Raw genomic sequence first — 25964 nt, forward strand, 5'->3', positions numbered from 1 at the left:
AGATTACTATCTCTCGCATCATTTATCAACACCACGTTGATAAATGATTCAAACTTACTTTTTTACGGTTTAAATATCTTCTTAAACCAACACTTTGTATTAGCTTTATTTTTAGCGAAAGGTCTGTCATATGTTGTTTGATTTTAAAAAAAGCAATCAGCTTTTTTCGATACTAGCTCCCTCCTTACCCATGCTATTGTTTGGTGTGTTATGTGCCGTATTAGCAGGAGTTTCAGGTTTACTTGCTATTTGGTATATTATTCAATTAATTGGTGGAAAAGACTCAGCACATTGGTTAATTTTTGCCAGTGTATATTGGTGTGTAAGCGCCCTTTTATTTGCATTATCAGCTTGGCTCTCTCATTTTTCAGAAGCGCAATTTTCAGAAAAATTACGGCGTAAAGTAGCCACTCACCTTACAAGACTACCGGCACATCAACTCGCTAATTATAAAAGTGATAACCTAAAACGGCTATTAGGAGATGATATTACTGCAATGCATCATTTGATAGCGCACTTACCCACTGAGGTAGCAAACTTATTGATTTTACCTTGCCTAACGGTTGCTTTTTTACTTGTAGAGACACGATTAATCGCGTTAGTTGTGCTATTACCGGGGCTCATAGCGGCAATGTGTTATTTAGTAGTTATTCCCAAACTGACAGCGAAACAACAAACTGAACGCTTTGATGTTATGGCTGAAATAACCACGTCACTGAATGAATACAGCAACGGTGTTACAACATATAGAACATATATAACGAACTCAGGCCCGCTAAATCAATTCAAGCATGCCACAACTCACTTTATAAAAAATATCAGCTCTCGTATAAAACGCGTATCTGGTGTTGTGGCTTTTGCAACTTCCATGCTACAAGCGGTTGCAACGTTTACAATTGCATATTCAGTCGGTAGAAATTGGCCAATAGAAGAGCTCGCTTCATTATTGTTTTTTAGCTTAGCAATTGTCACTCCAGCATTAAAGTTAGGTCATGGCTTAGATTATGTCCGCGCAGGAAAGGCCGCAGCAAAACGTATTGAAGATTTCTTACAAACACCTGTAATCCCTTTTGGCCAAAAGACAAATTTAGTGACTGGAAGTGGTTCTTTAATCGTTGAACAGTTGAGTTTACAGATCACGGCGCAATTGATGACACAACGCATTAATTTTGCTGTATCAAGTGGCACTTTGTTGGCCATTAGCGGGGTAAGTGGTATTGGTAAGTCGAGTTTATTACGCGCCCTTTCGGGGTTTGAGCCCTCATATAAAGGAAGAATATTATATCAAGGAGAAGACTGCTCTCCATTAAGCGAGCAAGCATGGTCACGTTTAGCACTGTTATTACCACAACAATTACCTGTGCTTGACGCCAGTGTAAAAGAAAACCTCGCATTAACTCAGCCCAATACAACAGACGAACACTATAATAATGCGTTAGAACAAGCGCAGTTACCTATCTCATTATCACACAGTGCTAGCTTACTCTCTGGTGGTGAAAAGCAACGCCTACATTTAGCACGTGTATTTTTAAGCAAAGCTAAAGTTATTTTATTAGATGAACCAACCAGCGCATTAGATGAAAAAACAGCAATGCGCTGTATTAAGCAATTAAAAAGCTACGCGCAAACCCAACAAAAAATCATCATCATGGTCACTCACGATCATACTCTTGCGGCGCAAGCCAACGAACATATTTACATGACAAAAGACACCCTATGTGGAGAAAAACTATGAGTTTATATTCTGTGTTGAAAGATCACGCATTTAAAAAACTAATTCCCGTTTCTCTCGGCTGGTGCGCTGTCGCTCTACTAGAGTCATTGAGTTATATCGCCATCGCCTGTGCAATCCTAAAACAGTGGCCAACTGCTCTTATCATTATTCTTGGGGTACTGACTGTACTTTTAACATCACTGGTCACAAGTGCAGGGTTCCATACTGGCGCAAAGCTTGCTAATGCGCTTTATAATAGTATTTCAACCATCATAAGTCGTATTAAAGTAACCTGGTTTACAACTCATAATAGATCACAATTATTAAAACTCAACACTCAGCAAATACCAGGCTTTATGAGTATTCCTGCACACCAACTGCAACATTTTATACATGCCCCGTTAGTGCCCATTGTTATCACACTTGCTATATTTTGGGTTGTTAATTTTCAAGTAGGATTATTATTCGGCGGGTTACTCTACCTATCATTATTTATACAGTATCGTGCTCAGCAAGCTTTAGCAAAAACAGATCAGCAAAGAAATCAAACCGAAGTCGAAGCCACACATGCGGCACTTGAGTTAGTTGAACACCTTGAATTACTACGATCTGCAGGAGGGTGTGAAAATGCAACAACAAGAGTAGAACAAGCATGGTCAGCCCAAAGTATTGCGCTATTTAAAACAAATACAGCAGCTGCGCTGGCAACATTTTGCTCTACTATTGCCGTAATATTACCGTGTCTCGGTGCATTATTATTTTTATATTTAACCGATGTTAAACAAAACGAGCTTTATTTCGTAGTCATGCTTTTAGCACTTCGTGCGACTTTCCCAATAGAAGCACTAGCCCTCGCCGCACTAAGTGTGAATGATCAATATGCTGCATATAAAAATTACCGCGAAATTTTAGCCGCACCAACATTGCCAGAGCTTGATTCAACACAACAAGTATTAGTTGAAAACTTTACTGTCTCGATAGAGGATATTAGTTATCCGCCTATTTTTAATGATTTTTCATGCATCATAAATCAAGGGACGCGGGTTTTAATCAATGGTGCTAGCGGTAAAGGCAAAACCACATTATTGCATTTACTAATGCGTTTTGATGATCCTAAGCACGGTTATATTAAAATCGGCACAACATGGCTAAAAACAATACCACTGTCACAGCGAGCAAGTTTTTTTGCTTATGTACCTCAAGTCCCCGTCATTTTTAGTGGCACAATTGCGAGTAATATTCGAATTAGTAAACCCGATGCAAGTGATCAAGAAGTAGAAAAAATCGCACGGGCAATGATGTTAGGTAATTTACTTGACCGTTCACCATTAGGGATCAATCAAACTGTCGGCGAATATGGAGCAGCGCTTTCTGGCGGTGAACGACAACGTCTGGCACTCGCTCAAGCTATTATCAAAAATGCACCTATTGTTATTCTTGACGAAGCAACATCAGCACTAGACCCTCAAACAGAGGCGTCTATTATAAAACAATTACAAGAACTCAAATGCACTTTATTAGTTGTCACCCATAACTCAGGCGATATTTGGAAACCAGAACAAATAATTCATTTGTGATAAAAGTTGAGCCACATTGTTGGTTGGCTTAATTTATTTTGAAGGCTATATTCACCCGTTAGTTAAATTAGAAAATTATATGCTTCAATCGTTACCCCACCAAAGGAGCCGATAACTTCTGATACCGCTTTGTCTGATCGTATTTTTCTTTGTGATTTAGCATCAAAATCAGTTAAAGCTTTAAGCTTAAGCTCATTACTTTGAATTATGATTATCGGCATTGGTGCTGTTACTGTTTTTATTCCGGCATCAAAGCGTATATTTGCTGCCGGTTGGACGCGAACCTGCCTGCGTATCCTAAGCAGCTCCCCAGGAGTTTGCTTAATTCTATTGATCAATTGCTCAAGAGGTACGCGGTATTCAGACCCCGATCTATCAAATTCCTCTTCAATTTTAAGTAAAAGGTCTTTTTTAACCGGCTTAGATAGCGAGTCTTTTCTTTGCCAGGCGAACCGAATTGATTGAATGTTTTGCTCTGAATAACATCGAATATGCCTATATAGGTGCATGGTCATAATACCAGGGCACTCTGCGCGAAGCGCTTCAAACCGGTCTTGCCTTGTTTCATACGTTTGAATGATATGGTTTTCGATATCCGTTTTTGCCGCGTTTATTTTATCCACCAGCTCAGGGATAGTAATGCTTGTTGGGTTTTGGGCAGGGGAGAGCCAAATAACGCCGACAGTGCGCCGCGCTGATTTTTGTGAATAGCCTGGTTGTATGTAAAGGTCTTGGTAGCAGGATGCCGCGAGTTCAACAGCCTTATGTCCGGTATGTTCTTCTGCTGCAATATATTTAACCGGTTCACTTTCCATTCCCTTTGAGGTACAGGGTAGTGGGTAGGCAAGAGCGGCCAATGGTTGCGTATGTGTGAGGATTGTATTGAGAGAACGGATATTGTTTTTCAACTCATCAAACCGGTCAGTGATAAAAGGCATAGTATGGTTCATTATTTGTTGTGAAAGCACAGAGTACAGTTAATAGCCTAAGACTAGACCATCATGCAATATAATGGAAGTTAACCATGTAATTCTTTTAATATTAACTTTTGTGGTACTACTTTGGCTGGCCTCGCCCTGAGATTAGAATGAGAAAGAGAGAGAAAAAGAGAGATAAAATAGAAAAGGCAATGAGGTTGGCTGAGAAGAAGCTCGGGGTTAAGGGGGTGTTATTAGAAACCCTTAAATGCATGATGGTCTAGATGAGCCTTACCACTTAAATCCGTATCCGCATCAATGTCTCTTTGATTTCCAATATCTTCAAAAATCCAACCTTTACGGTTTGCTATTTGTTTGAAAACGGAAATTTTTTACCTATCAAATATGTCTTGTTGATTAGTTTTCAATTGTTTTAAATCACTGGATTTTGAAGTAGGTTATTGACCTGTTCTATTTACTTTAGCCAACATCTGGTGTTTGTACACCGCATTTCAACGGTTGTTTCAATTAGTGGGTATACATCCAATAAGGTATTTTGATTAAAAATAGGCTCATGGTGTGCAATTCGATTTCTCAGTTTTCTTATGGTAAAGCAAGCTTGTTTTAATAGTGCTCTAATCTGGCTCATTGTTAAATGTCCAGCGTTAGGTTAGTTAAAGAGTGATCCCTAATTACTCTAAAGTCGCTTAGCCTGAGTAGCTAGCCCCCCCCCCTCAGCACCACCTAAGGTAAAAGCAATAGCAATGGCTAACACAACACCATTTAAAACTCTTACCCCACTTCCTGGCAGCCTTAAAAGCTAATAAATTATATGTTTAACAAGTATTAATGCATTTAATGGCAACATGACTAACTAGTCCTAATGCGATAAACTATTAAACATTTTGAACTTATGATTTAAAGTAGGGATGCAGTGGAATTGAAGTAACGGGAAAATGATTAGCTATGAAAATAGGATATAACACTAAGTATAGGAAAAGTTTTATTTAAAACTTCATCCAAAAATAAGCCACTGTACGAAGATACCCGCCCCAACAATCATTGCAATAACAAGACCTATTACAAATCCACGCATAGCAAGTAGAACAAATAATAATGCATGAAACACTTGGAATACCCGCGCCCAAACCCCCTCTTTAAACGATAAACCAAACCACTCTTCTGTCACATACTCATTAAAAACGTCACGAATAGAATCCTTATTTATTCTTCTTTAGGAGGAGTATATCAACTAAAAAAATCTACACACAAAAAGACTTACCCTAAGGTACTCGTGGATAAACCTTAAAATAAAGATATACACCTTGTGGGGAAGCCTAAATAAAGACTAAATTTAGTCTTTTATTATTCTCATGCTATAATTTAAGTAAGCAGTTGAATACTTCGTGCTTAATTTGGAACAAATAAAAAGGTGAATACCATGAGAGTTGAGACTATCAGCTACCTAAAGAAAAATGCGGCTACTTTAACACTTGATGAGCCTATGATTATAACTCAGAACGGAATCCCATCGTTTGTTATTGAGTCATTTGCAGAGAAGAAAAGAAGAGATGAAGCGGTCGCTTTATTGAAGCTTTTATCATTCTCTGTAGAAGATTCAAAAAACAACAGAGTTATGTCTAGTGCTTCATTCAAGAAACGATTAGCCAATCGTAAACTTGAAGCGGAGAAAATAAATAATGACGCAAAAATTTGAGATTGAATACACCGAATCATTTTATAAGACAACGGAAAACCTAATCAATCATCTATCATACTACTCAACTGAAATAGAAGTTATTAGTAAAATAGAGAAAATAATAGATGACTTTGAGGAAAGAATAAAACGAGCACCGGAATCTTGCCAAATATCACCGCCTCTAATGCAAGAGCTTGGAATTAAAACATGGAGAGAGTACAACAAAGGCGGCATTCGAATACTATACCGCGTCATAAAAGATGAAAGTAAAGTAGTGGCTGATGTATTTTTATCACAAAAACAAGATATAGAAAGGGCCCTGACAGACTACTGTCTGATGCATATTTAAGAACTTTTTTATTTTCTTGCGCCCTAACAGGCGCGCGAAAAAGGATGTCGGCTGATCCTCTAAACGATGTATTGCTCCCCAGAAGTGCTATTGGCCTTTATGTTCTACAATATTTTTTGTAAAACAGCTCTAATATTTCTCTTGTTTCATGGTCTTCTCGTTGAAGTGGTTTTGTTATTTTGGCATACATTTGAATCAAAAGACGATTGAATATAATGGTGGCGTGGTGTCCTGTCATTTTCAAACAATTCAACCCCTGCATGAAAACATATTGCATCATTTTCTCCTGGAGAATTACTTACAAGTGATTCTACTATTTTTTTATATTCATTTTGCCTAAACGCTAGTCTGCCCTCTGAATTCAAAGCTTCCCATTGTGTATTTCTTTGCTGTAAAGCCTCGGTAATCCCCCCATTTTTAATGGAGGCTATCTGTAGAAACTAGGGCCAAAGCTAAAAAATTAGATTTAAGATATATCCGCACTGAAGAAAATAGTATTGCTCTTTAAACTTAACTTTCATTGATTACTTAATTAGCAGTACACTTACACAACTTAATAAATAAAACTTCAGCACTGTGGATTATAAGGATTATTCAATGAAAGCCATCATAATATTAATAATTGCTTTTTTGCCCTTTTCAAGCTTCCCAAATAACTCAATAGCAGACCAAATATGTAATGCATATAAAAATACAGATGACCGTAGCAAATGCTTTGATGAGCTTAAAGAGGAACCAAGGTACCTTTCTTTTAAATTCGGTGTTTCTGCATGCCCTAATAAAAAGCACTGGGAAGAGCTAATAGACGAATTGGATAGCGGTATCAAACCAAAAGAAAGAGGTATTGATAAACACTGCTTCTCTCTTAGGGAAGGTAATATTATTTATGGATTTTTAAATAAATCTTATTATAAAGGCAGAGAATTGGCGCAAGTCAAAGCTAGTGATGGAACATTATTGTGGTTAGAGTCTGCGGCGATAAAAGATGCCGAAATTAAGCAACTTAAAAAACCTGACCCGTGGATTACTGTTTTAAGAAGCCAAGATGGTAAAATAATAAATTAGAAAAGCTAATATTAATAATTTTTACAAAAGAGAAAGCATGAAAGCTGGATAAAAGTTATAGTGGTGATACTCATAATGCCTACATTCGCATATTCAAAGGTCATTGAGTGTAATATATCTGCAAATCAAAGCGGTGACTGGTCGGTGTCATTGGCCACCAATAAAGCATCCTTAAACCTTGATCAAGTTTCTAGCAATACTAAGAATACATATTTTCAAACTTATCCTGTTTCAATAAGAATTAATGATACATTTCACTTGGAAGGGTTGATATTGAAACCAACAAAACTGAATGGTTAAAGCTCGAAAAATCAACTAACGGCGACAAAATTTATAAAGGCGTTGAAAAAAGCGGAAATCATTTGAACGTTGCTTTTGATGATAAGAGCGGAACATTAATAATAAATACGTTATACGCCCCAGAAAAAGGCAATCTTATTGGTTTAATAAGTGAGTTTGGTAAATGTGGAGAATAAAGTAGGCTTAACTAAGAAAGAAAGTGACAGAAACAGACTGTCGCTCAAGCTTGTTTTTGGACAGAAATAAGTTAAAGCCGAAGGACGGCTCTGTGCCCAGACTGTGTAAAAACTAATTTTTAATAAATTGTCTTGGTATGTTCTTAGTTTAAAACCATCTAGGATGGTTGCGATCGATTTTTTCTCAGTATCACAATTTTCTCCGCGCGAGCGAAACTGCTATAGCAACGCTACTCTAATCGCTTTACTTAGACCATTAACTCCCATAATTGTGAGCATTCTTCTGAAGTTGTAAGCCAGAACATGAAGACTTATTTCTGTACTCACGCTTTTTAAACCTCGTGTTAGTAAGTGGGTAGCTCCCATCCAGAGTTTAATTGTGCCAAAGGGGTGCTCAACAGTTTGCTTGCGATGAAGCATCAATTCAGGTTCATTCTTTAGCTTTTGAAGCATTTCTTCTGTCAGAATCTCATGCACCCACCGCCTTATTCGCCTAGGGTCTTTTTTAGAGTTAGTGCACTGACTTCTTATTTTACAATCTCGACAAGCAATGTGATTGAAGTAAACATCAAGGTATTTACCTTGCTCAAATACCTGCATTCGATTTTGAAGTTCATTACCAGCGGGGCATAAGTAAATATCTTTATTTGCATCGTATTTGAAGAGTGAGCGGTTAAATATCCCTTTCTTTTCAGAGGACGATGTATCCGTCTTGGGCATGATTGGCTCTGCACCCAAATCGATAGTATCTTTTATATCGGGCTGACTGAAGTAACCTTTATCTGCTAATACCCTTATATCTTCCTTGCGCAATGCTTTTTGTGCGAGTTTTGTCATTGACGCAAGCTGGCCTCTATCTGGCACGTTGGTCACCTCATGCGCCACTATAAGGTGGTGCTTGGTATCAACCGCACTTTGCACGTTATAACTCACAACTCTTGTAAAACCTTGAGTTTTCATTAAACGTGAATCAGGATCAGTAGTGGATATTTGCTTATCAGGATGAGCTTCAACTTGTTCTTTAATCTCGTATAGTTTTTTTAACTGGCTGCGAAAGTCAGCTAGTCTCTCTTTTGTGGCTTTAATTTTTGTGACGTTAGCTTGCTCTTTATCGGCTTCATCAAGTAATTCAAGATAACGTTCAATGTTCTTTTCGACTCGGTCGATGTGAAATTTAACTTTGCTTGGCGTAAAATTATTGCCTTTGTTGTTGCTAGCTTTAAACTTACTACCATCGATGGCAACAACGGGTTTCTCAAACATATTCAGACGACGGCAGACTTCAACAAACGTTTTGCACACATTTTTTATACCATCTCCGTTGTCTTTTCTAAAATCAGCAATCGTTTTAAAGTCGGGTGCCAACTTACCAAGTAGCCACATCAGTTCAATATTGCGTTGGCATTCGGTTTCTAATCGGCGGGATGATTGAATACGGTTGAGGTAACCATAAAGATACAGTTTTAATAATGTGGCTGGATGATACTTAGGGCGGCCTGTGGACTTTAAAGTTAATCCTTTAAACCCCAATTCAGCTAGATTTAGTTCCTCAATGAAAACATCAATCACTCTGACCGTATTATCTTCACTGACGTAATCTTCCAACGATTCTGGAAATAACGTTGATTGGTCACGACTTTCACCGCTTATAAACTTTGACATACTGCCTCAACCCTCAACTGAATCAATAGTCTAATTATATAAATATCAGTATATTAAGTGAACTAAATGTATAGATTAATAGATCATAAGCAGAACATACTTAGACCAAAAGGTGATCAGAGTTTTCACACAGTCTGTGCCAATTGCGGACATTGTTAACGCTCGCCTAATACGCCTTGCACTGGCGGGCTTTTTGCGTTGCTTGCTAAAAGTGTGGCTGCCGGCAATGTAGGATTTAGATGCTTGTTAGCAATACATTCTGTTGCGGCTAACCTGTCACCTTGGACAAGAACATGAAAAAGCCACCCAACAAAATAATTGCAATGATGACTATAGCTGTGAGCGTCTTCGACTGAAGCATTGATTCAATTAAACCGACTTCAGTTTGCATTTTAATTAGGTCTTTTGGCTCAACATCTTCTTTAATGCGAGGGTTATTTGTTTCGTTATTCATTGGCAACTCCATATGCGAAATATTCGTGTCTTACTAACAGCTTATAACACACCAAAACGGCGTTTAATAATGTTATTGGACAAAATTAGATTTCTACTCAAAGCACTAGAATAAATTTAACTTTTCCAATGACCGCTGTTTGCTCAAAGCCCCTTAGAGTAATTACGTTAACTCATTATGGGGCAGAAATGAGTTTGGCAACATCGCCTCTGTTAGATTCCAATCAGCACAGAAAGTACTACCTCTATAAGAACTATGCTTTAGTTCAGTTCACCCTTACAACCGCAGATATTAACCATTAAAGGAGATGTTACACTTTTAAGTATGCATAACATTAAAGTATGAAACTCGACAATAAATACCGAAACCATGGCAATAAAGTTTGAAACTTTTCGATGCTATTTATCGCAGTCTGCCTTTTGTTCTAACAAACTTTTGCCCCAAAACGTGCCAGAATAAGATTGAACGCTAAATTAAAAGCTCGTAATTTAAGTTACTTTTTCTAATACTAAAATATCGACATGCTTCAGGCCTTACTAACTTTATGAACTGAATACTTAAGTCGTCACCTGTCCCTAAATTGTCACAGATACTAGAAGAATAATTGTAAAAATAGGATATATGCCATATCTTACTGATGTGTAAGGTTATGTTGAGAAAAGACAGTATGGCGTTAGAAGCAGGTGGATATGCAGAAAAGCTTGGCAACAGGTATGAATCTAATTGGGTTGCATATCAGTTATTGCGGCTGTTACAAGAAAAGATAAGTTATGTGATTGTAGAGCCTATTGGGGATGATGAGGTCGGAGTTGACTTGGTAATAGGCAATAATGATGACTCATACGAACACCATCAGTGTAAAGCAAGCTCTGGCAATAGCGAATATTGGCATTTATCTAAGCTCCATAGTTCCAACATTCTAAAAAACGCATAATAAAGGGGTCAAATCTTGACTTCAGACATCAAAGGTCTAGATTTATAGTTTACTACTCATTGAGTGAATTACTATGTCTAGGCCGCTGCGAATAGAGTATGAAAATGCGTTTTATCATGTAATGAATCGAGGGAGAGGGCGCGAAAATATCTTTTTAAGTGATAACGACTTTAAGTATTTTTTACATTGTATTGAGCAAGCAAGTTTTCGCTTTAATATTGAAGTGCATTCATATTGTTTAATGACCAATCATTACCACCTGCTAATCAAAACCCCTGATGCAAATTTAGGCCGAGCCATGAAGCATATTAATGGCCTTTACACCCAATACTTTAATAGAGTACATAACACCGATGGTGCGCTGTTTAGAGGGCGCTACAAAGCGGTGCTGGTGGATGCTGATAACTATTTATTGCATGTTAGTCGGTATATTCATCGTAACCCAATTGAAACGAACATACCGTTGGTAGAAGAGCTTGCTAAGTATAAATGGTCTAGTTATCCAGCTTTCATTAAAAGGGGATCGACGCCTAAATGGCTCGTTCGAGACTTTATATTTTCGCTGCAAGGCAAAAAGCGTAAATATGCTGCTTATAAGCAATTTGTTGAATATGAAAACAATAAAGAAATAAGCGCTTTTTATAGTGCTAAAAAGTTATTGTCGGTTTTGGGTTGTGAGGACTTTATTGAAAACATAAAAGACTATATTGCTAAATCAGATAGCGAAAGAAAGCTTGTTAGTAAAAAACGCTCAGCAGATGATGTTATAGCTTACTTAGCTAAACACTTTAATGTTGAAGTTGATGAGATTATAACGGTTAAAAAGGGGCGAAAAGAGAAAAATTTACCACGCTGGTTTGCTATAAAATTATGCCAAGATTTAACGGGATTAAATTTGCAGGCATTAGCAGATGTTTTTAATGTTAAACACTATTCGGCGATATCAAAAACTGTCGGTAGATTAAATGCATTAATGATTGAAGATAAGAAGGTTGAATTACAATTAGAAAAACTTCGAGATTGTTTGATGTCTGAAGTCAAGATTTGACCCCTTTTGGTTTTTCAATTCTCTTTGCTAAGTAAGGTCTTTTAGTGATTTATGCACAAAGAGGGCGAAAAGACGCTGCGCTTTTAGAGGAAGATATAAAACAAGGCTGTTTTAGCTCGTCACAATCATATAGTGCCACGTTATCTTGGCTGAATATGTAAGGTTACAATTTGTACATTTAAAGTAAAATGGGAGTGCAGATAAAGAAAAGCTAAAAACATCTTTTTAATGTTCACAGCGAGTGCACTGAATCATAAATTTCCTTGTGTTTTTTCCGTTTGAAGTTCTTGTTAGTTTTTATTATTTACAATACTTTTTGGCTTTAAAAAAACCTGTAATACAAATTACTATATAAAAAGCATACAACCCTATCTTTTCAGCCCACGTAGCTTGTGGAAGTGAGCCATAAAAACGAAGGTAATCATTAACAACTAACATCCCAACACAAACTATAATAGCAGTTGTTTTGAAGTAGAAAACACCCGCCGATTTTATAGTTGATATAGAGATAATTAAAGCCCCCAAAGATAGATAAAAAGCTAATATTGACATGGCTCCAGGTACAATACTTGGTGCTAGTGCAAGAGTTGTTATGATTATTGAAAACCATCCTAATATTTTAATGGTCATTCGACTCCTTTAAAAACTAACAACCGTATAACACGCAATGTGTTGGCGTGGTTTTTTGTTTGCCAAAACTATGACAACTTTACATTGTCGGAGTTTAGGTGTTTGTTATGTTCTTATCATATTCCTGGTTAACATTTGATAAATGCTTATTAAATAAGTTAAAACGATAACGCAAGAGATAGCTAAAATACTACTGTTAGGGAATAAATACCAAGCGGCTACAATTAAAATACTTCTTAGCACAGCATGAATTAAGCCAACAGGGTGTTTAACGATCCAAGAATATACTACCCAATGAAGTCCTAAGCCAACGCCTAAACTCAAAGGAACAAATTCAGGTGCATTTAAAAGTAATGGAATATGGACAGCCCAAAGAAGATTAACCATCACTATGCATAGGCCCATTAGCTTTGCTAAAGGGTTGGATGAGGAAACTAAGTTCTCTTTTCTAAATTTAGCAATTACTAAAGCTATAGGAAAAATACCGCCTGTTGCAAAAAGTAGAATATATATAGAAATATTTGCGCTAAATTGTGTACTTAAAAGCCCAACTAAACCCCAAATAATGGTTCCAGCAACCGGCATTGAAATAGATCTGTTTGAAGATTGTTCAAATTCTATTCTGTATTCATCTAATGTCAAAATACTTTCTCCTTGCTTGAGTAATGCTCAGACTTATTGAAGCACATAACGCTTGCCGTAAACGGCACAAAATAGCAGGCTAAAATTGGCGACGAAGGAGCACAAGCCTGCTGTTTTGTGTCCTTTTGAATGACTTGTGTACGCCCGACATGGGCATTGACTTATGAGGTGAAAGTCCTCTGTAGGAAGATCACCGTTTAAATAACACACTGTTATTAAACGATAACTACTAGCGAATGGCAAGGGCTAAATCGCGAGAGATAGTCTAGAGGAAGCCGCTAGCAAATCTGTGAGCTGATGAACAAAAACATCATATGAGGCGTAGGCTGGAGACGAGCTAGTACAAGATAGCGAAGTCATGTGATCTAACGGCCACCGTAAATGATGCAGTTGTGCAGAGAAAGTCGATGCTCCTTATTCGGGGATATCTGATAAACACGCATCCGCGCTAACGCTTGGAGATTACCAGTTAGGGACTGGTTGTTCAAACCCTTGGCGCTTTGGTTGCTGCGACCTACAGCGAGCGAAATAGCAGTAAATAAGCGTTAGTTTCGACGCGCTTTATCGAGTAATCGCTAGAGTGATTTATCAGAAGTCAGCAGACGGCATAGTAGCCAAACGCCCATCGTAATGGAGGGGACACGGTGAAGGCCTGAACATCTTAACCAGAGGAGATACTACAAATGAACTTGAATTCACATAGATCACCGTGTTGTGATAGTGATGAACAGCGTTCGACTGTGAATAATACCTCGAATGAATACAACAAAACAGATCGTGACCTGATGGCAAGGGTACTGAGCAACCACAACATTGGTGCAGCATGGCAACATGTTAAGCGCAATAAAGGGGCTGCGGGTATTGATAATATGAGTATTGAGGAATTTAATGACTTCGCTAAGTTACATTGGCTGGGTATTAAACAACAATTACTTAGCGGCACTTATCAACCCTTGCCAGTCAAACGCGTGATGATACCCAAACCCGATGGCGGTGAGCGAATGCTTGGGATCCCTTCTGTTATTGACAGAGTAATCCAACAAGCTATTGCTCAAGTGATTAGCCCTTACTTTGAGCCTCTATTTTCACCACATAGTTATGGTTATCGCCCTCATAAAAGAGCCAGCCAAGCAGTAAATCATGTTCAATCTTGTGTTAAACAAGGTTATAAAACAGCAGTTGATATTGACTTGTCTAAGTTCTTTGATGAAGTAAACCATGACATGCTGATGAATCGTGTTGGTCGTAAAGTCAAAGACAAAGCACTTATGCGCCTACTTGGTAAATACCTCCGAGCGGGGATAGCAGAGCGCGAAACGGGTCTGTGGTTTGAGTCAACCAAAGGAGTCCCTCAAGGTGGGTCATTATCCCCTTTACTTTCCAATATTTTACTCGATGAATTAGATAAGAAGCTAACCTACAAACACCTTAAGTTTGCACGTTACGCTGATGACATAATCATTTTAGTAAAAATGAAAAGCGAAGGACTCATAATCCAACGGGAAATTACTGCGTTTATCACTCAGCGATTAAAACTCAAAGTGAATGAATCGAAAAGTCGAGTCGGTCCCGTATCAGGCTCGAAATTTCTCGGGTTTACCTTCCGTTACGCTCAAGTGCAGATGTAATTGTAATGGTCTAATGAAACTGGACAGGTTTATAGCGTAAAATGAGCTAAACCCAAAAGGTATCACTATGACCAGAAAATCAAAAGTAACACTCAGTGCACAACAAAAACTTGAATATGCCAAATTAATGGTAGAAGAAGGTTATACCAATAAGCAAATTGAAGAGATGTCTGGCGCAGGAAAGTCAGCAGTATCACGTTGGAAGCAACAATATCTATCTGAGCTAGATGGTAAGAGCCCGGGAAATGTACAAGCACTCACACCAGAACAGCAACGTATTCAATTGCTAGAGAAGCAGCTACAGCGAGCTTTAAGGGATAATGATATATTAAAAAAAGCCACCGCTTTCTTCATTCGCGACAATCAAAATTTAAAGTAATTAAAGCGTTGAAGAAAGCGACCCCAAGCTATACGGTATCTGAGTTGTGTCGTGCTTTAGAAGTCAGTACAAGTAGTTATTACTATGCGCCCGTCGCGCCAAATAAGTCAGAGCAGGCACTGCTGGAGTTAATTAAATCTATCGCTGACGATTCTGGTTATACGTATGGTAGACGCAGAGTGAACGTTGAACTGAATGCGTTAAATCATACGATTGGAATATATAAAACAGCGGCACTGATGAAAAAGTTGAATATAAAAGCCATCAGGCCGAAGAAAAAACATTACTACCCTAACTCAGGTGATGAACATAAGTACGCACAGAACCTCTTAAAACGAGAGTTTAACCCTGATTCACATAACACGCATTGGGTCGGTGATATTACCTATATCAGGAACCATCAAGGGTGGAGCTACTTGGCCTGTGTGTTAGACTTATCAACGAGGGAAGTTGTAGGGTATGCCTTATCAACAAGCCCAAATGCTGAATTGGCTATAGCAGCATTGAATAATGCTATTAAGCGTCAACAGCCGGTTCTTAATCAACTGATGTTTCATTCCGATCAGGGGTGTCAGTATTCTGCGGCCTCGTTTAGAGCTCGGTTATCACAACTAACTATAACGCAAAGTATGAGTCGTCGAGGTAATTGTTGGGATAATGCAGTAATGGAGCGATTTTTTAGAAGTTTAAAAACAGAGCGACTGAATCGCCTGTCATTTATAAATCATCATTCAGTTATAAGTGAGGTGGACAATTATATTCAGTTTTACAATTACAAACGTAGGCATTCTACGCTTAATTATATGACGCCACATCAGAAATATAATGAATTAAAAAATGCCGCTTAGAATCTCTACAGAATTTGTTGACCATTACACTACAGCGATGTTGTAATGGCTGTAAGCCACAATTAAGCGGAGAGCTGTATGCGCTGAAAGGTGCACGTACGGTTCGGAGAGGAGAGGCAGAAAAATAGTTCGACTACGTTCTGTCTCTTACTCTACTTAGAAACCAGCAAGGGTGGAGTTATTTGGCCTGCGTGTTAGATTTATCAACGAAAGAAATTGTAGGTTATGCTTTATCAAAAAGCCCTAATGCTGAACTAGCTAAAGCAGCATTAAGTAATGCAATTAAGCGCCAACAGCCGGTTCTTAATCAACTGATGTTTCATTCAGATCAAGGCTGTCAGTATTCAGCGGCCTCGTTTAGAACGAGGTTATCACAACTGACGATAACACAAAGTATGAGTCGCCGAGGTAATTGTTGGGATAATGCCGTTATGGAGCGTTTTTTTAGGACTTGAATTCAAGTATTAAGTGCAATCATTATGCAGCCACCAGAACTTCTGATTGCCCCGTAAATAATTCATGAGGGGTTTTATACCCTCTTGTTTTTCTTGGCCGATGGTTGAGCTTATCAACTGCCGCCTGTATCTCTGCTTCACTTAGCGCCATAAAGTCAGTTCCCTTGGGGAAGAAGCGTCTAAGTAAGCCGTTGGTATTCTCATTTATGCCCCGCTCCCATGATGAATAGGGATGAGCGAAATACACATCAGCTTCTAATTTTTGTGCAACATGCTCATGGTGAGCAAACTCTTTTCCATTATCTAACGTCACGGTAATAACCTTACCTTTATATGGTGTCATACACGTGATCAGCGCATCGGCTGTTATTTTCGCATGCTTGCTTTCAATTCTGTGAACGACTGTATATAACGTTTTACGTTCAACCATTGTGACAAGCGCATTTTTACGCCCTTTACCTATCACTGTATCGCCCTCCCAATCACCAATCCTAGACTTTGAATCCACAATACTTGGGCGTTCATCAATGCTGACTCGATTAACTATCTGTCCACGTTTATCATAGCTTCCATAGCGTTTTTTATACTTTTTACATGCACGAGTGAGTGTCTTATGTAGCTTGCCACCACGAGCCTTGTCTCTGTAAATATATTGATAAATTGTTTCATGATGTAAAACGACCTGTTTCTCTAAAGCTAAGCGGCCTGCCACTTGCTCAGGGGAAAGTCCGTCATGCAACAATTTATTAATCCAGTGAGTGACGTCCTCTGTTAACTTACTTGCTTTGAAAGATGACTTACGTCTTTGTTCAGCAAAGTTATTGGCTTGGTTAGGCCGATAGCCTTTAAGTCCTTTATTGCGTTTTAGCTCTCTAGAAATAGATGACGGTGAACGAGTTAGTTCTTCAGCTATCTGCTTTTGGTTATTTCCTGCTTTTATTAACGCGTAAATCTGGTATCTTTCTTCTTGTGTCAGCTGTTTATATTTCATTAAAGCAATTTCCTTTGGCGAGAAAATGGCCGAATTATAACAGCTGGCCATCTAATCTGAGAAATTGCACTTATTATCCGAATTTAGGGGAGTTTAAAAACAGAGCGTTTGAATGGTCTTTCATTTATAAATCATGATTCAGTGATAAATGAAGTAGATAATTATATTCAGTTTTATAATTACAAACGCAGGCATTCGACGCTTGATTACATGACACCGCATCAGAAATATAATGAATTAAAAAATGCCGCTTAGAATCTCTCTAAAATTAGTTGACCATTACAACAGACAAGAGTCGATGTTCAAGCAATACGGCATTGAGCTTAGCCGTAAAACCATGAGTGACTGGGTACTCGCATCCGCTACCTTGTTTGAACCGCTGATACAACGACTGAAACACGCGTTACTTAAACAGCCTGCGATACATGCCGATGAAACGACGGTCAATGTGGTCAACGCCGACAAAGTAAAAAGTTACATGTGGCTATATTGTACCGGCACGGATTCGCCATCGGCTATAAATAAACACAACCCAATACCAAACATTGTGCTTTACGACTATCAAAACAGTCGGGCAGCTTCCTGTGTGGTTAATTATCTGGATGGCTATTCGGGCTATTTACAGGTTGATGGTTATCAAGCGTATGCACAAACGCAATCAACACTCGTTGGTTGCTGGGCCCATGCACGTCGTAAATTTATAGAAGCAAAACACGTGCAGGGTAAAAACAAGACAGGCAAAGCCGACGTAGTCTTGAGTCTTATTCAAAAACTGTACGGCATTGAATCAAAACTCAACGATAAAACACCAGAACAAAAGCATGAAATAAGGCAAGAGCAAGCGAAACCTATTATCGATAAACTGCATAAATGGCTAGAGCAAAACCAGCCACGTTTAGTCGGGAAAACCAAGTTAGCAGAGGCAGCAACCTATCTCGCTAATCAATGGCATAAACTTATAGTTTACCTTGAAAATGGTCAGCTTAATATCGACAATAACCGCGCCGAGCGTGCTATCAAACCATTTGTTATTGGCCGTAAGAACTGGATGTTTAGCCAAACCTCACGCGGCGCAATAGCAAGCGCTCACCTATACAGCATCATCGAAACTGCAAGATCCAACGGCTTAACGCCATTTGATTACATCATGCATTGCCTCGATGAGCTTTGTCAGCCTGAGCCAGACATAGAACAATTATTGCCTTGGAATATCAATATCTAGGTGATGATCACCGGACGTTTACACTAAAAGCGAAAGCAAGCAACGATCATGTGGAAGCACATCGACTTGAGGAAATCTCAAACCACATCTGCCTATCGAAAAACCGGGGAAAAGGAAACGCAATTTACCTATTGTCAGGGGTGGCAATGACTAACACTAGGTTGCCAAACTTATGTGAACAAATAGGGAATAATTGGAACCTATCAGCGCACCAATTCAGACGTACCTTTGCTAATTATGCGGTTCACTCTGAATTAGGTGACTTGAGAGCATTAAAAGACCACTTTAAACATTGGTCAATTACCATGACCACTTTGTATGCCTTTAATGATGCTTTTGATGCTGAATTGTTTGAAGAAATGCTTCGAGAGAAATATCTGGTTGAAGAAGAAATTAAGCAAGATTGGTTTGAACTAGACATGCCTATCACTGGTGGCGACATAGCTCAAAACATCATGAAAGTCCGTGAGGATAAAGAGTTAATTAAATCTTTTGGCTCTCTTAGTGCTATGGCAAAGGCATACTCTAGCTCCATACCAATTCGCTCAACAGGTATTGGGTGGTGTATGTAATGGTCAACAAATTCTGTAGAGATTCTAAGCGGCATTTTTTAATTCATTATATTTCTGATGTGGCGTCATATAATTAAGCGTAGAATGCCTACGTTTGTAATTGTAAAACTGAATATAATTGTCCACCTCACTTATAACTGAATGATGATTTATAAATGACAGGCGATTCAGTCGCTCTGTTTTTAAACTTCTAAAAAATCGCTCCATTACTGCATTATCCCAACAATTACCTCGACGACTCATACTTTGCGTTATAGTTAGTTGTGATAACCGAGCTCTAAACGAGGCCGCAGAATACTGACACCCCTGATCGGAATGAAACATCAGTTGATTAAGAACCGGCTGTTGACGCTTAATAGCATTATTCAATGCTGCTATAGCCAATTCAGCATTTGGGCTTGTTGATAAGGCATACCCTACAACTTCCCTCGTTGATAAGTCTAACACACAGGCCAAGTAGCTCCACCCTTGATGGTTCCTGATATAGGTAATATCACCGACCCAATGCGTGTTATGTGAATCAGGGTTAAACTCTCGTTTTAAGAGGTTCTGTGCGTACTTATGTTCATCACCTGAGTTAGGGTAGTAATGTTTTTTCTTCGGCCTGATGGCTTTTATATTCAACTTTTTCATCAGTGCCGCTGTTTTATATATTCCAATCGTATGATTTAACGCATTCAGTTCAACGTTCACTCTGCGTCTACCATACGTATAACCAGAATCGTCAGCGATAGATTTAATTAACTCCAGCAGTGCCTGCTCTGACTTATTTGGCGCGACGGGCGCATAGTAATAACTACTTGTACTGACTTCTAAAGCACGACACAACTCAGATACCGTATAGCTTGGGGTCGCTTTCTTCAACGCTTTAATTACTTTAAATTTTGATTGTCGCGAATGAAGAAAGCGGTGGCTTTTTTTAATATATCATTATCCCTTAAAGCTCGCTGTAGCTGCTTCTCTAGCAATTGAATACGTTGCTGTTCTGGTGTGAGTGCTTGTACATTTCCCGGGCTCTTACCATCTAGCTCAGATAGATATTGTTGCTTCCAACGTGATACTGCTGACTTTCCTGCGCCAGACATCTCTTCAATTTGCTTATTGGTATAACCTTCTTCTACCATTAATTTGGCATATTCAAGTTTTTGTTGTGCACTGAGTGTTACTTTTGATTTTCTGGTCATAGTGATACCTTTTGGGTTTAGCTCATTTTACGCTATAAACCTGTCCAGTTTCATTAGACCATTACAGCACCAATGATGATGAGTGTAAGTGTGGTAAGCCTGATAGCTGTGAAAGCGGCATTGTAGATAAGCGACACCTGCCCTATTGGGAGGGAATGCTAGTGCAGCAAATGAAACTGATGCAATTGGATGATATTGGTGAAGCTGGTAGAGCGGCGGTAAAAAAAGGCATGGAACGCTGTGAAAAGGTTCTAGTGGCATTGGGTATTGATGTTGAAGCTATGAAGCAAGAGATTAACGAAAGAGAGAATATCGAGGTGATAAATGTCTAACCAGAAAGAAAAAGCGACACATAAAGCGGTTCGACTTGCCATTGTTCGAATCGAAAAAGGTCGTCCAAATACTGTTTCTCATAAACGCAAAATGAGTGTCGCTGCCGTTGCCGAAGAAGCAGGTGTAAGTCGAGCATTGATTCACCGTGATTGCCCTGAACTATTAGAGCGTATTAAAGGCGGTGTAAACAAAGATATTCGACAGCAACGTGATGCCAAACAAACTGAACTTAATAAATACAAAGACCGCAATCGAGAGTTGCGGTCTGAGGTGGCAGAATTGAAAGCTATGCTCGCTAAAGTTCAATCACAAAATGCTACGTTAATACGAAAAAACATGGCTCTGAGCAATGTTCTTGCGGACAATAGCAATGTAACGCAACTAATATACAGCTAACTGCCTGAATTTAATGTTAATAATTTCAAATTAAGGTTACTTTTGAGATAGTTAAAAACATCCAAAAGTGTAACCTCAAACAAAGTTATATAAAACAGAAGGTTAGCCACAGTTACATGTAACGAACTATTTATAATTATTGTCCTCCGACATGAGAGTTACCCACATAAGGAATGTCTTTCATTACTGGCTTCTTCTTATCAACTCATTTTGACGTAATATTGCTAAGGTATCAGACGGTGTAACTTTCCATGCGTCCGACAATCTGCGTAAAGTAAAAACCCCTAATTCAAGTCTATCATCGGGTGATAAAAAGTGATGTAAGTGTCGGCCAGCGACTGAAATAGTGACAGCAGCCCCCTGTGCACCATTATTATAAACTGCCATCCCTTTGTTTTTATTCTCGCCATGAAATGAAGCTTTTACTTCGCTTTTCAAGCCAAATAACACGCCACACAACCTGGTTAACTCGCTTTTAGTCAACTGAATTATCGTTTTACTTGCCCAGTCTGGTGATTCACCAGGGGAGTTAATAGTAGTCATTTCAATACTTAACGTCTGCAAGCCAAGCCGACTAGATGTGTACTGAACGTTCATAGCTGTGCGCTTTAATGGTTCTGGGTGCCTATCTGCATAAAATGTAAGTGCTTCACCAAAATTGTTCTGTTGTGACATTCTTCCCCCTAAATATCTAAGCGTTTACTCGCTGCTCTTAGGCGTTCATCACCCCTAAAGTCATATTTTTGCGTTGTTGCTAAGCTTGCATGGCCCATTGCATCTTTAACTGTAATTAGATCTTCGCCGTTCTCTAGCATTGATGAAGCGAATGTCCTTCTTAAGTCATGCGGGGCACACTTTTCTATTCCGGCCTCGACAGATCTACTATTTAAAATATGGTAAATTGCCTGGCTAGTCATGCGCTCTGAGGTCACATCATCGTACCTGCGAACACGACTAAATAGTGGCCCTGGAATGTCACTTCTTATTTCCTCAACCCAGCTTTCAAGCCTTTGAAATGCGCCATCTGGCAAGTATGCCATGCGCTCTTTATTACCTTTACCTAACACTTTTAGAGAGCGGTTATGCCGGTTATAATGAGCAAAATCAAGGGATACAACTTCAGCCCTTCGTAATCCGCACCCGACTAAAACAGATAAAATAGCGCTATCTCTAACCCCAATAGCAGACTTATCACTTTCACATGTGAAAAATAATTTCTTCACTTCAGCAGGGGCCAGGGCTCTACCTTTGGGTATCCTTGACCCTCTAACCGATTTAACTAACTTGATATGTTGGTAAGTGTCAGTGCTAATAAGCTTAAGTGTCCACGCCTCTACGGCTACACCTTTTATTGCCGCCAAGTAATTATTTATAGTGGCCGGTGCTTTTCCCGCATCAGTGAGCATGGTCAAAACTGCCTGTACATGGTGCCGCTCAAGCATACCCCAAGGACAGGTTCTTAAATCATGGTAACCCATCATTTTAGCGATGTTGTTTAAAAACGACCTCATGGCTAGCCGGCTACTTTCAGCCCTTAAGCCCATTAAGTATGAAACTGCAGGGTTTTTTTCAATACCATTTACACCAGTGCCCGCAGCCTCCGCACTTAACACTTCAAAAGTACGCTCTGCAGGGAGAAATGTGACTTCGGTATTTTCATCTTTGTTTTGTTCGTGCATTTTTTGATGCCTCAAAGTAACTTTGTGCTTTTGCTCCATACTTAGTTTAAGTTTGTGTGTTTAGAACAACCCTACATAATGAAGTGCGGACATATTATCTGTGTTTATTTTGCTCAGTATCACCACCTAAATTACAGCTTCTAATTTTAAATTCTGATGGTGTTGACTCGATATTTATTATATCACAGGCTCTACTTTCTAAAAGATACATTTTAATAAGTAGAGGTAAAGCTGAATTCGCATAAACATAGTAAAGAGTAGGCTTTTTAGTTTGGTAGATCAGATAGCTTAAAGTTGGAATTTAGAAGAAGAATGACAGCTTTGAGCGATATATAGTCATTCACACCTAAGAACTACACTTTAAAGTGGTTTATGGTATGTGCTTACTGGCTACGAATAATGAGCGAAAATCATTTGATGATCACCGCTTTTCTTTCGAGCCAGTAAGTGCTCCACGGCTCACTAACGAATACTCAGGGCACGCACATAAACTGCTGGCTATATTTAAGGGCGTTTCGTCGGCATGGAGCACCGCTTGACTAAGCAATGCTGCTTTTAGCTCGTTAACTAATGGCATCAGCAATTCACTACACCGTATTATCCAATCTGACATGGTTTTACGGCTCAGCTCAATACCATACTCATTGAATATTTTTTCTTGCCTATATGGGGTTCTAGGGATTTTCCCCTCTAAAGTAACATAAATCGCCATACTCACCATATTTAAAGGCATACAAAGGTGGGTTACTTCTCCAAAGTATGGCAAATTATGAGGTTAACAACCCCTTAAACTTAATTTAATTCCTATGGCTATAAAAAACGAACTATCAATTCTTACCAAAGCTGAGCAGCTTGATCTATATTCTCCGCCGCTATTATCACTTGAACAACAACGATTGTATTTTACGCCAAACGAGATCGAGTTAACAGAGTTGAAAAGTATTCGCCTAAGGAACCACCGATGCTATTTCATTGCGTTATTAGGGTATTTTAAGTCTAAGCCTGTGATTCTTTCACCTAGCTTTAACCTCATCTTTGACGATATGCAGTTTATTTCAACGCAAGTTCAAGGAGGCAAAGGGATCAGGCCTTTCAGCATTAATAAGATGCAGCGTGACCGTATATATCAAAGAATACTGAGGTTATTAAACTATCAGAAATGGGACGAAAGTCTGCACTTTGCGCCGCTGTACGAACATCTTGTTATGGTCGGCAAAGCTTGGCTTGAGCCTCGTTATCTATTCGATGCAGCCGCTGAATATCTAGCAACGCATAGAATTGCCATCCCTAAATATACTGTCTTACAAAAGCTTATCAGTCGTGTTATCCAACAGGTCAAGAAGGCGTTAAATAATAAGCTTCGTATTCATGTTTCATCTGAACTACACGGATTTCTAAATACTATTATCGATGACAAAGATGGGCTCTCCTTAAGCCAGCTTCGAGCCGGTGCAAAAAGCGTTATGGTGACAGAGCTAAAAAAAGAACTGACGGTGTATCATCAGTTACAGCCTTATACAAGACAGATTGATAATGCTGTTAAGGGCTTAGCCTTATCGTCTAAAAACCAACAACACTTCGGTGAAATGGTGGATTATTATGGCAGTAAACTAAAACGCTTTAAGCGTCCACAGCAACACCTATGGTTGCTGTGTTTTCTGACTCAACGCATACGGCAAAGCCTAGAGCGATTGGCTGATGGGTTTATTCATCATATCCGTAAACAACAAGAAGCTGCGCATGCGTTTGCCCAACAGGCAGTGTTTGACTCATGGAGGTCAGCTGCAGACAATGTCACCAAAGCCGCAGAATTACTGCATCTGTTTGTTGATGACAGTATCGACGATAATCAACCATTTGCAACGGTTAGGCAACAAGCATTAAGTGTAATGAATAACCAAGATATAGAAACGCTATGCCTGTACTTAAAAAAGCAAAAACGCACGGTAGAAGAATATCAATGGCAATATTATGATGATCAAAACGGGTTAATTGAGCAGTTATTAAGGCCCGTGTTTCTATGTCTTGAATGCCAAGCAGGTAAAGGCTCAGAAGCATTAGTGACCTAAAGTATCCCCAAAATTAGCCTTTATATATCAATGAACTAATAGTGTTAAAAAATATGGGTAGTGAGGGAACATTCATGGTGTTTTGTGATCTTATGAATCGCTTAAAAACAACAGAACTAAACACCATGAATGCGTCTACTATTTTGCACAATATGCTCCGCGCTGTCACCCCTAACTCTATTCATAAAGCCAGATTTAATACTCTAGTCGCTGCCGTTAAATCTCTTTTGCACTGTCAGCAATGCACCTTGACATCTATTGGTCGCAATTTGGATTCAAAAACAACTGAAAAACATGATATTAAGCGTATTGATCGACTACTCAATAACCACGAGCTTTTGCGTGAATCGACATCGGTTTATGTTCGCTTAAGCCGTTTTGTGGTCACTGAAAAGCATCCCGTCATATTGGTTGATTGGAGTCATGCAGATACACAAACCAAATACTGTATTCTGCGTGCTAGCATTGTCAGTGAAGGTCGCTCTTTGACCTTATACCAGGAAAGTGCATTCAGCTTTCAATATCATTGCCCAAAAGTACAAAAACGGTTCTTGAAGATGCTCAAACTGATCTTGCCGAGTGATTGTCGGCCCGTTATTGTTACGGATGCGGGCTTTAAAGTTCCTTGGCTCAAAGCCGTGCGAAACAATGACTGGCATTATATTAGCCGAGTTCGAGGTACGGCACACTTGAAAACGCAGGGCAGCGATGAGTTTGTTCCATGCCAGTCACTATTCAAGAGCAATCAACGTAAGAGCCAGTATCTTGGCGCGACCGAGCTGACCAAAAGTGCAAAATATCAAACGCATGCAGTGTTGGTTGGCAAGGGACATAAGTTATTAAAAAGAGATAAAGAACGCGGTTATAAAGAGCCTTGGCTACTCGTTTCTTCACTTCCAAAAAGGCACCATTTTCTCGAAAAAGTGCTCAAGCTATATGGTATGAGAATGCAGATAGGGGTTCTAGGGATTTTCCCCTCTAAAGTAACATAAATCGCCATACTCACCATATTTAAAGGCATACAAAGGTGGGTTACTTCTC

At 39.0% G+C, this 25964-nt stretch carries 23 protein-coding genes and 5 pseudogenes; 17 read left to right on the forward strand and 11 right to left on the reverse strand.

The window, feature by feature from the left end; translation table 11 throughout:
* The first annotated feature begins 130 nt into the window (after nucleotides 1–130).
* Nucleotides 131–1735 carry an ATP-binding cassette domain-containing protein gene (locus ACT3S9_RS19315; RefSeq protein ID WP_444751159.1) on the forward strand — a complete coding sequence of 535 codons (1605 nt, stop codon included), beginning with the start codon at nucleotides 131–133 and terminating at the stop codon, nucleotides 1733–1735.
* A complete protein-coding gene (locus tag ACT3S9_RS19320) occupies nucleotides 1732–3291 on the forward strand; it encodes an ATP-binding cassette domain-containing protein (RefSeq protein ID WP_192532416.1) in 1560 nt (519 codons plus the stop codon). Before ACT3S9_RS19315 ends, ACT3S9_RS19320 begins: the two co-directional genes overlap by 4 nt.
* 62 nt (nucleotides 3292–3353) lie before the next feature.
* On the opposite strand, the gene ACT3S9_RS19325 is transcribed toward ACT3S9_RS19320, so the two are convergent.
* Entirely contained in the window at nucleotides 3354–4229 is an 876-nt protein-coding gene (locus ACT3S9_RS19325) for a DNA replication terminus site-binding protein (RefSeq protein WP_193039002.1), read from the reverse strand.
* A gap of 994 nt (nucleotides 4230–5223) precedes the next feature.
* On the reverse strand, nucleotides 5224–5397 hold the full coding sequence (locus tag ACT3S9_RS19330) for a hypothetical protein (RefSeq protein ID WP_158001147.1): 174 nt from the start codon (nucleotides 5395–5397) through the stop codon (nucleotides 5224–5226).
* A gap of 252 nt (nucleotides 5398–5649) precedes the next feature.
* Here ACT3S9_RS19330 and ACT3S9_RS19335 point away from each other — a divergent pair, with 252 nt between their 5' ends.
* The 3 genes from ACT3S9_RS19335 (at nucleotide 5650) to ACT3S9_RS19345 (ending at nucleotide 7321) form a co-directional block, all read left to right on the forward strand.
* On the forward strand, nucleotides 5650–5925 hold the full coding sequence (locus tag ACT3S9_RS19335; RefSeq protein WP_024608500.1) for a prevent-host-death protein: 276 nt from the start codon (nucleotides 5650–5652) through the stop codon (nucleotides 5923–5925).
* Nucleotides 5909–6256 (forward strand): type II toxin-antitoxin system RelE/ParE family toxin, encoded by a 348-nt coding sequence (locus ACT3S9_RS19340; RefSeq protein WP_024608499.1) that lies wholly within the window; start codon nucleotides 5909–5911, stop codon nucleotides 6254–6256. Before ACT3S9_RS19335 ends, ACT3S9_RS19340 begins: the two co-directional genes overlap by 17 nt.
* Nucleotides 6257–6853: 597 nt before the next feature.
* Nucleotides 6854–7321, forward strand: coding sequence for a hypothetical protein (locus ACT3S9_RS19345; protein WP_193039003.1), 468 nt, complete (start codon nucleotides 6854–6856; stop codon nucleotides 7319–7321).
* Between the two features lie 695 nt (nucleotides 7322–8016).
* On the opposite strand, the gene ACT3S9_RS19350 is transcribed toward ACT3S9_RS19345, so the two are convergent.
* Entirely contained in the window at nucleotides 8017–9459 is a 1443-nt protein-coding gene (locus ACT3S9_RS19350; protein WP_443488188.1) for an IS1182 family transposase, read from the reverse strand.
* A 268-nt stretch (nucleotides 9460–9727) separates the two neighbouring features.
* Complete coding sequence (locus ACT3S9_RS19355) at nucleotides 9728–9913, reverse strand: hypothetical protein (RefSeq protein ID WP_024594843.1); 186 nt, start codon at nucleotides 9911–9913, stop codon at nucleotides 9728–9730.
* Between the two features lie 667 nt (nucleotides 9914–10580).
* Here ACT3S9_RS19355 and ACT3S9_RS19360 point away from each other — a divergent pair.
* Together ACT3S9_RS19360 and ACT3S9_RS19365 are read left to right on the forward strand one after the other, a co-directional pair.
* A complete protein-coding gene (locus ACT3S9_RS19360; protein WP_226898110.1) occupies nucleotides 10581–10847 on the forward strand; it encodes a hypothetical protein in 267 nt (88 codons plus the stop codon).
* Between the two features lie 73 nt (nucleotides 10848–10920).
* On the forward strand, nucleotides 10921–11895 hold the full coding sequence (locus ACT3S9_RS19365) for a transposase (RefSeq protein WP_193039213.1): 975 nt from the start codon (nucleotides 10921–10923) through the stop codon (nucleotides 11893–11895).
* A 300-nt stretch (nucleotides 11896–12195) separates the two neighbouring features.
* Here ACT3S9_RS19365 and ACT3S9_RS19370 read toward each other — a convergent pair whose 3' ends face one another.
* Entirely contained in the window at nucleotides 12196–12525 is a 330-nt protein-coding gene (locus tag ACT3S9_RS19370) for a hypothetical protein (RefSeq protein ID WP_193039214.1), read from the reverse strand.
* 105 nt (nucleotides 12526–12630) lie between these two features.
* Complete coding sequence (locus ACT3S9_RS19375; protein WP_193039215.1) at nucleotides 12631–13167, reverse strand: DUF7010 family protein; 537 nt, start codon at nucleotides 13165–13167, stop codon at nucleotides 12631–12633.
* Nucleotides 13168–13850: 683 nt separating this feature from the next.
* Here ACT3S9_RS19375 and ltrA point away from each other — a divergent pair.
* The 3 genes and pseudogenes from ltrA to ACT3S9_RS19390 form a co-directional block, all read left to right on the forward strand.
* Nucleotides 13851–14795 (forward strand): group II intron reverse transcriptase/maturase, encoded by a 945-nt coding sequence (ltrA, locus tag ACT3S9_RS19380; protein WP_444751160.1) that lies wholly within the window; start codon nucleotides 13851–13853, stop codon nucleotides 14793–14795.
* 67 nt (nucleotides 14796–14862) lie between these two features.
* Nucleotides 14863–16022 (forward strand): IS3 family transposase gene (locus ACT3S9_RS19385; RefSeq protein WP_086962489.1). Its coding sequence is split into 2 segments (ribosomal slippage): nucleotides 14863–15136 and nucleotides 15136–16022, totalling 1161 coding nucleotides; the frame shifts between segments, so codons are not numbered across the junction.
* Between the two features lie 134 nt (nucleotides 16023–16156).
* Nucleotides 16157–16474, forward strand: a pseudogene (locus ACT3S9_RS19390) (transposase); the annotation flags it as partial.
* A 25-nt stretch (nucleotides 16475–16499) separates the two neighbouring features.
* Here ACT3S9_RS19390 and ACT3S9_RS19395 read toward each other — a convergent pair.
* Entirely contained in the window at nucleotides 16500–17468 is a 969-nt protein-coding gene (locus ACT3S9_RS19395; RefSeq protein WP_086959932.1) for an IS30 family transposase, read from the reverse strand.
* Between the two features lie 90 nt (nucleotides 17469–17558).
* Between ACT3S9_RS19395 and ACT3S9_RS19400 the strand changes: the two are divergent.
* The 3 genes and pseudogenes from ACT3S9_RS19400 to ACT3S9_RS19410 all read left to right on the forward strand — a co-directional run.
* Nucleotides 17559–17723, forward strand: a pseudogene (locus ACT3S9_RS19400) (IS3 family transposase); the annotation flags it as partial.
* 31 nt (nucleotides 17724–17754) lie between these two features.
* A pseudogene (tnpC, locus tag ACT3S9_RS19405) lies at nucleotides 17755–18690 on the forward strand (IS66 family transposase); the annotation flags it as partial.
* A 146-nt stretch (nucleotides 18691–18836) separates the two neighbouring features.
* Nucleotides 18837–19262 (forward strand): hypothetical protein, encoded by a 426-nt coding sequence (locus ACT3S9_RS19410; RefSeq protein ID WP_444751161.1) that lies wholly within the window; start codon nucleotides 18837–18839, stop codon nucleotides 19260–19262.
* 24 nt (nucleotides 19263–19286) lie between these two features.
* Here the strand turns inward: ACT3S9_RS19410 and ACT3S9_RS19415 are convergent.
* A protein-coding gene (locus tag ACT3S9_RS19415) for an IS3 family transposase (RefSeq protein ID WP_086962489.1) occupies nucleotides 19287–20446 on the reverse strand; the annotation gives its coding sequence in 2 pieces (ribosomal slippage) (nucleotides 19287–20173 and nucleotides 20173–20446; 1161 coding nt in all).
* A gap of 161 nt (nucleotides 20447–20607) precedes the next feature.
* Here ACT3S9_RS19415 and ACT3S9_RS19420 point away from each other — a divergent pair.
* Together ACT3S9_RS19420 and ACT3S9_RS19425 are read left to right on the forward strand one after the other, a co-directional pair.
* Nucleotides 20608–20778, forward strand: coding sequence for a hypothetical protein (locus tag ACT3S9_RS19420; protein WP_443490311.1), 171 nt, complete (start codon nucleotides 20608–20610; stop codon nucleotides 20776–20778).
* A complete protein-coding gene (locus tag ACT3S9_RS19425; protein WP_192532726.1) occupies nucleotides 20771–21175 on the forward strand; it encodes a TetR family transcriptional regulator in 405 nt (134 codons plus the stop codon). Before ACT3S9_RS19420 ends, ACT3S9_RS19425 begins: the two co-directional genes overlap by 8 nt.
* A gap of 183 nt (nucleotides 21176–21358) precedes the next feature.
* Here ACT3S9_RS19425 and ACT3S9_RS19430 read toward each other — a convergent pair whose 3' ends face one another.
* The 3 genes and pseudogenes from ACT3S9_RS19430 to ACT3S9_RS19440 all read right to left on the reverse strand — a co-directional run.
* Nucleotides 21359–21850: a hypothetical protein gene (locus ACT3S9_RS19430; RefSeq protein ID WP_193039155.1), complete on the reverse strand. Its 492-nt coding sequence runs from the start codon at nucleotides 21848–21850 to the stop codon at nucleotides 21359–21361.
* 8 nt (nucleotides 21851–21858) lie between these two features.
* A complete protein-coding gene (locus ACT3S9_RS19435) occupies nucleotides 21859–22854 on the reverse strand; it encodes a tyrosine-type recombinase/integrase (RefSeq protein ID WP_193039156.1) in 996 nt (331 codons plus the stop codon).
* 499 nt (nucleotides 22855–23353) lie between these two features.
* Nucleotides 23354–23521: pseudogene (locus tag ACT3S9_RS19440) on the reverse strand (IS66 family transposase); the annotation flags it as partial.
* A 139-nt stretch (nucleotides 23522–23660) separates the two neighbouring features.
* Between ACT3S9_RS19440 and ACT3S9_RS19445 the strand changes: the two are divergent.
* Together ACT3S9_RS19445 and ACT3S9_RS19450 are read left to right on the forward strand one after the other, a co-directional pair.
* A pseudogene (locus tag ACT3S9_RS19445) lies at nucleotides 23661–24920 on the forward strand (Tn3-like element ISKox2 family transposase); the annotation flags it as partial.
* Between the two features lie 95 nt (nucleotides 24921–25015).
* Nucleotides 25016–25915, forward strand: coding sequence for an IS4 family transposase (locus ACT3S9_RS19450; protein WP_444751162.1), 900 nt, complete (start codon nucleotides 25016–25018; stop codon nucleotides 25913–25915).
* Nucleotides 25916–25964 lie beyond the last annotated feature (49 nt).

This window comes from Pseudoalteromonas sp. AOP31-A2-14, assembly GCF_052378035.1.
GTDB lineage: Bacteria > Pseudomonadota > Gammaproteobacteria > Enterobacterales > Alteromonadaceae > Pseudoalteromonas.

Coding starts and splice junctions, on each gene's coding strand:
- ACT3S9_RS19360 (WP_226898110.1), top strand. CDS start 10,581: ATGGCGTTAGAAGCAGGTGGATATGCAGAAAAGCTTGGCAACAGGTAT.
- ACT3S9_RS19365 (WP_193039213.1), top strand. CDS start 10,921: ATGTCTAGGCCGCTGCGAATAGAGTATGAAAATGCGTTTTATCATGTA.
- ACT3S9_RS19355 (WP_024594843.1), bottom strand. CDS start 9,913: ATGAATAACGAAACAAATAACCCTCGCATTAAAGAAGATGTTGAGCCA.
- ACT3S9_RS19345 (WP_193039003.1), top strand. CDS start 6,854: ATGAAAGCCATCATAATATTAATAATTGCTTTTTTGCCCTTTTCAAGC.
- ACT3S9_RS19425 (WP_192532726.1), top strand. CDS start 20,771: ATGTCTAACCAGAAAGAAAAAGCGACACATAAAGCGGTTCGACTTGCC.
- ACT3S9_RS19325 (WP_193039002.1), bottom strand. CDS start 4,229: ATGCCTTTTATCACTGACCGGTTTGATGAGTTGAAAAACAATATCCGT.
- ACT3S9_RS19315 (WP_444751159.1), top strand. CDS start 131: ATGTTGTTTGATTTTAAAAAAAGCAATCAGCTTTTTTCGATACTAGCT.
- ACT3S9_RS19395 (WP_086959932.1), bottom strand. CDS start 17,468: ATGAAATATAAACAGCTGACACAAGAAGAAAGATACCAGATTTACGCG.
- ACT3S9_RS19410 (WP_444751161.1), top strand. CDS start 18,837: ATGACTAACACTAGGTTGCCAAACTTATGTGAACAAATAGGGAATAAT.
- ACT3S9_RS19335 (WP_024608500.1), top strand. CDS start 5,650: ATGAGAGTTGAGACTATCAGCTACCTAAAGAAAAATGCGGCTACTTTA.
- ACT3S9_RS19340 (WP_024608499.1), top strand. CDS start 5,909: ATGACGCAAAAATTTGAGATTGAATACACCGAATCATTTTATAAGACA.
- ACT3S9_RS19320 (WP_192532416.1), top strand. CDS start 1,732: ATGAGTTTATATTCTGTGTTGAAAGATCACGCATTTAAAAAACTAATT.
- ACT3S9_RS19350 (WP_443488188.1), bottom strand. CDS start 9,459: ATGTCAAAGTTTATAAGCGGTGAAAGTCGTGACCAATCAACGTTATTT.
- ACT3S9_RS19450 (WP_444751162.1), top strand. CDS start 25,016: ATGAATCGCTTAAAAACAACAGAACTAAACACCATGAATGCGTCTACT.
- ACT3S9_RS19430 (WP_193039155.1), bottom strand. CDS start 21,850: ATGTCACAACAGAACAATTTTGGTGAAGCACTTACATTTTATGCAGAT.
- ACT3S9_RS19370 (WP_193039214.1), bottom strand. CDS start 12,525: ATGACCATTAAAATATTAGGATGGTTTTCAATAATCATAACAACTCTT.
- ACT3S9_RS19435 (WP_193039156.1), bottom strand. CDS start 22,854: ATGCACGAACAAAACAAAGATGAAAATACCGAAGTCACATTTCTCCCT.
- ltrA (WP_444751160.1), top strand. CDS start 13,851: ATGAACTTGAATTCACATAGATCACCGTGTTGTGATAGTGATGAACAG.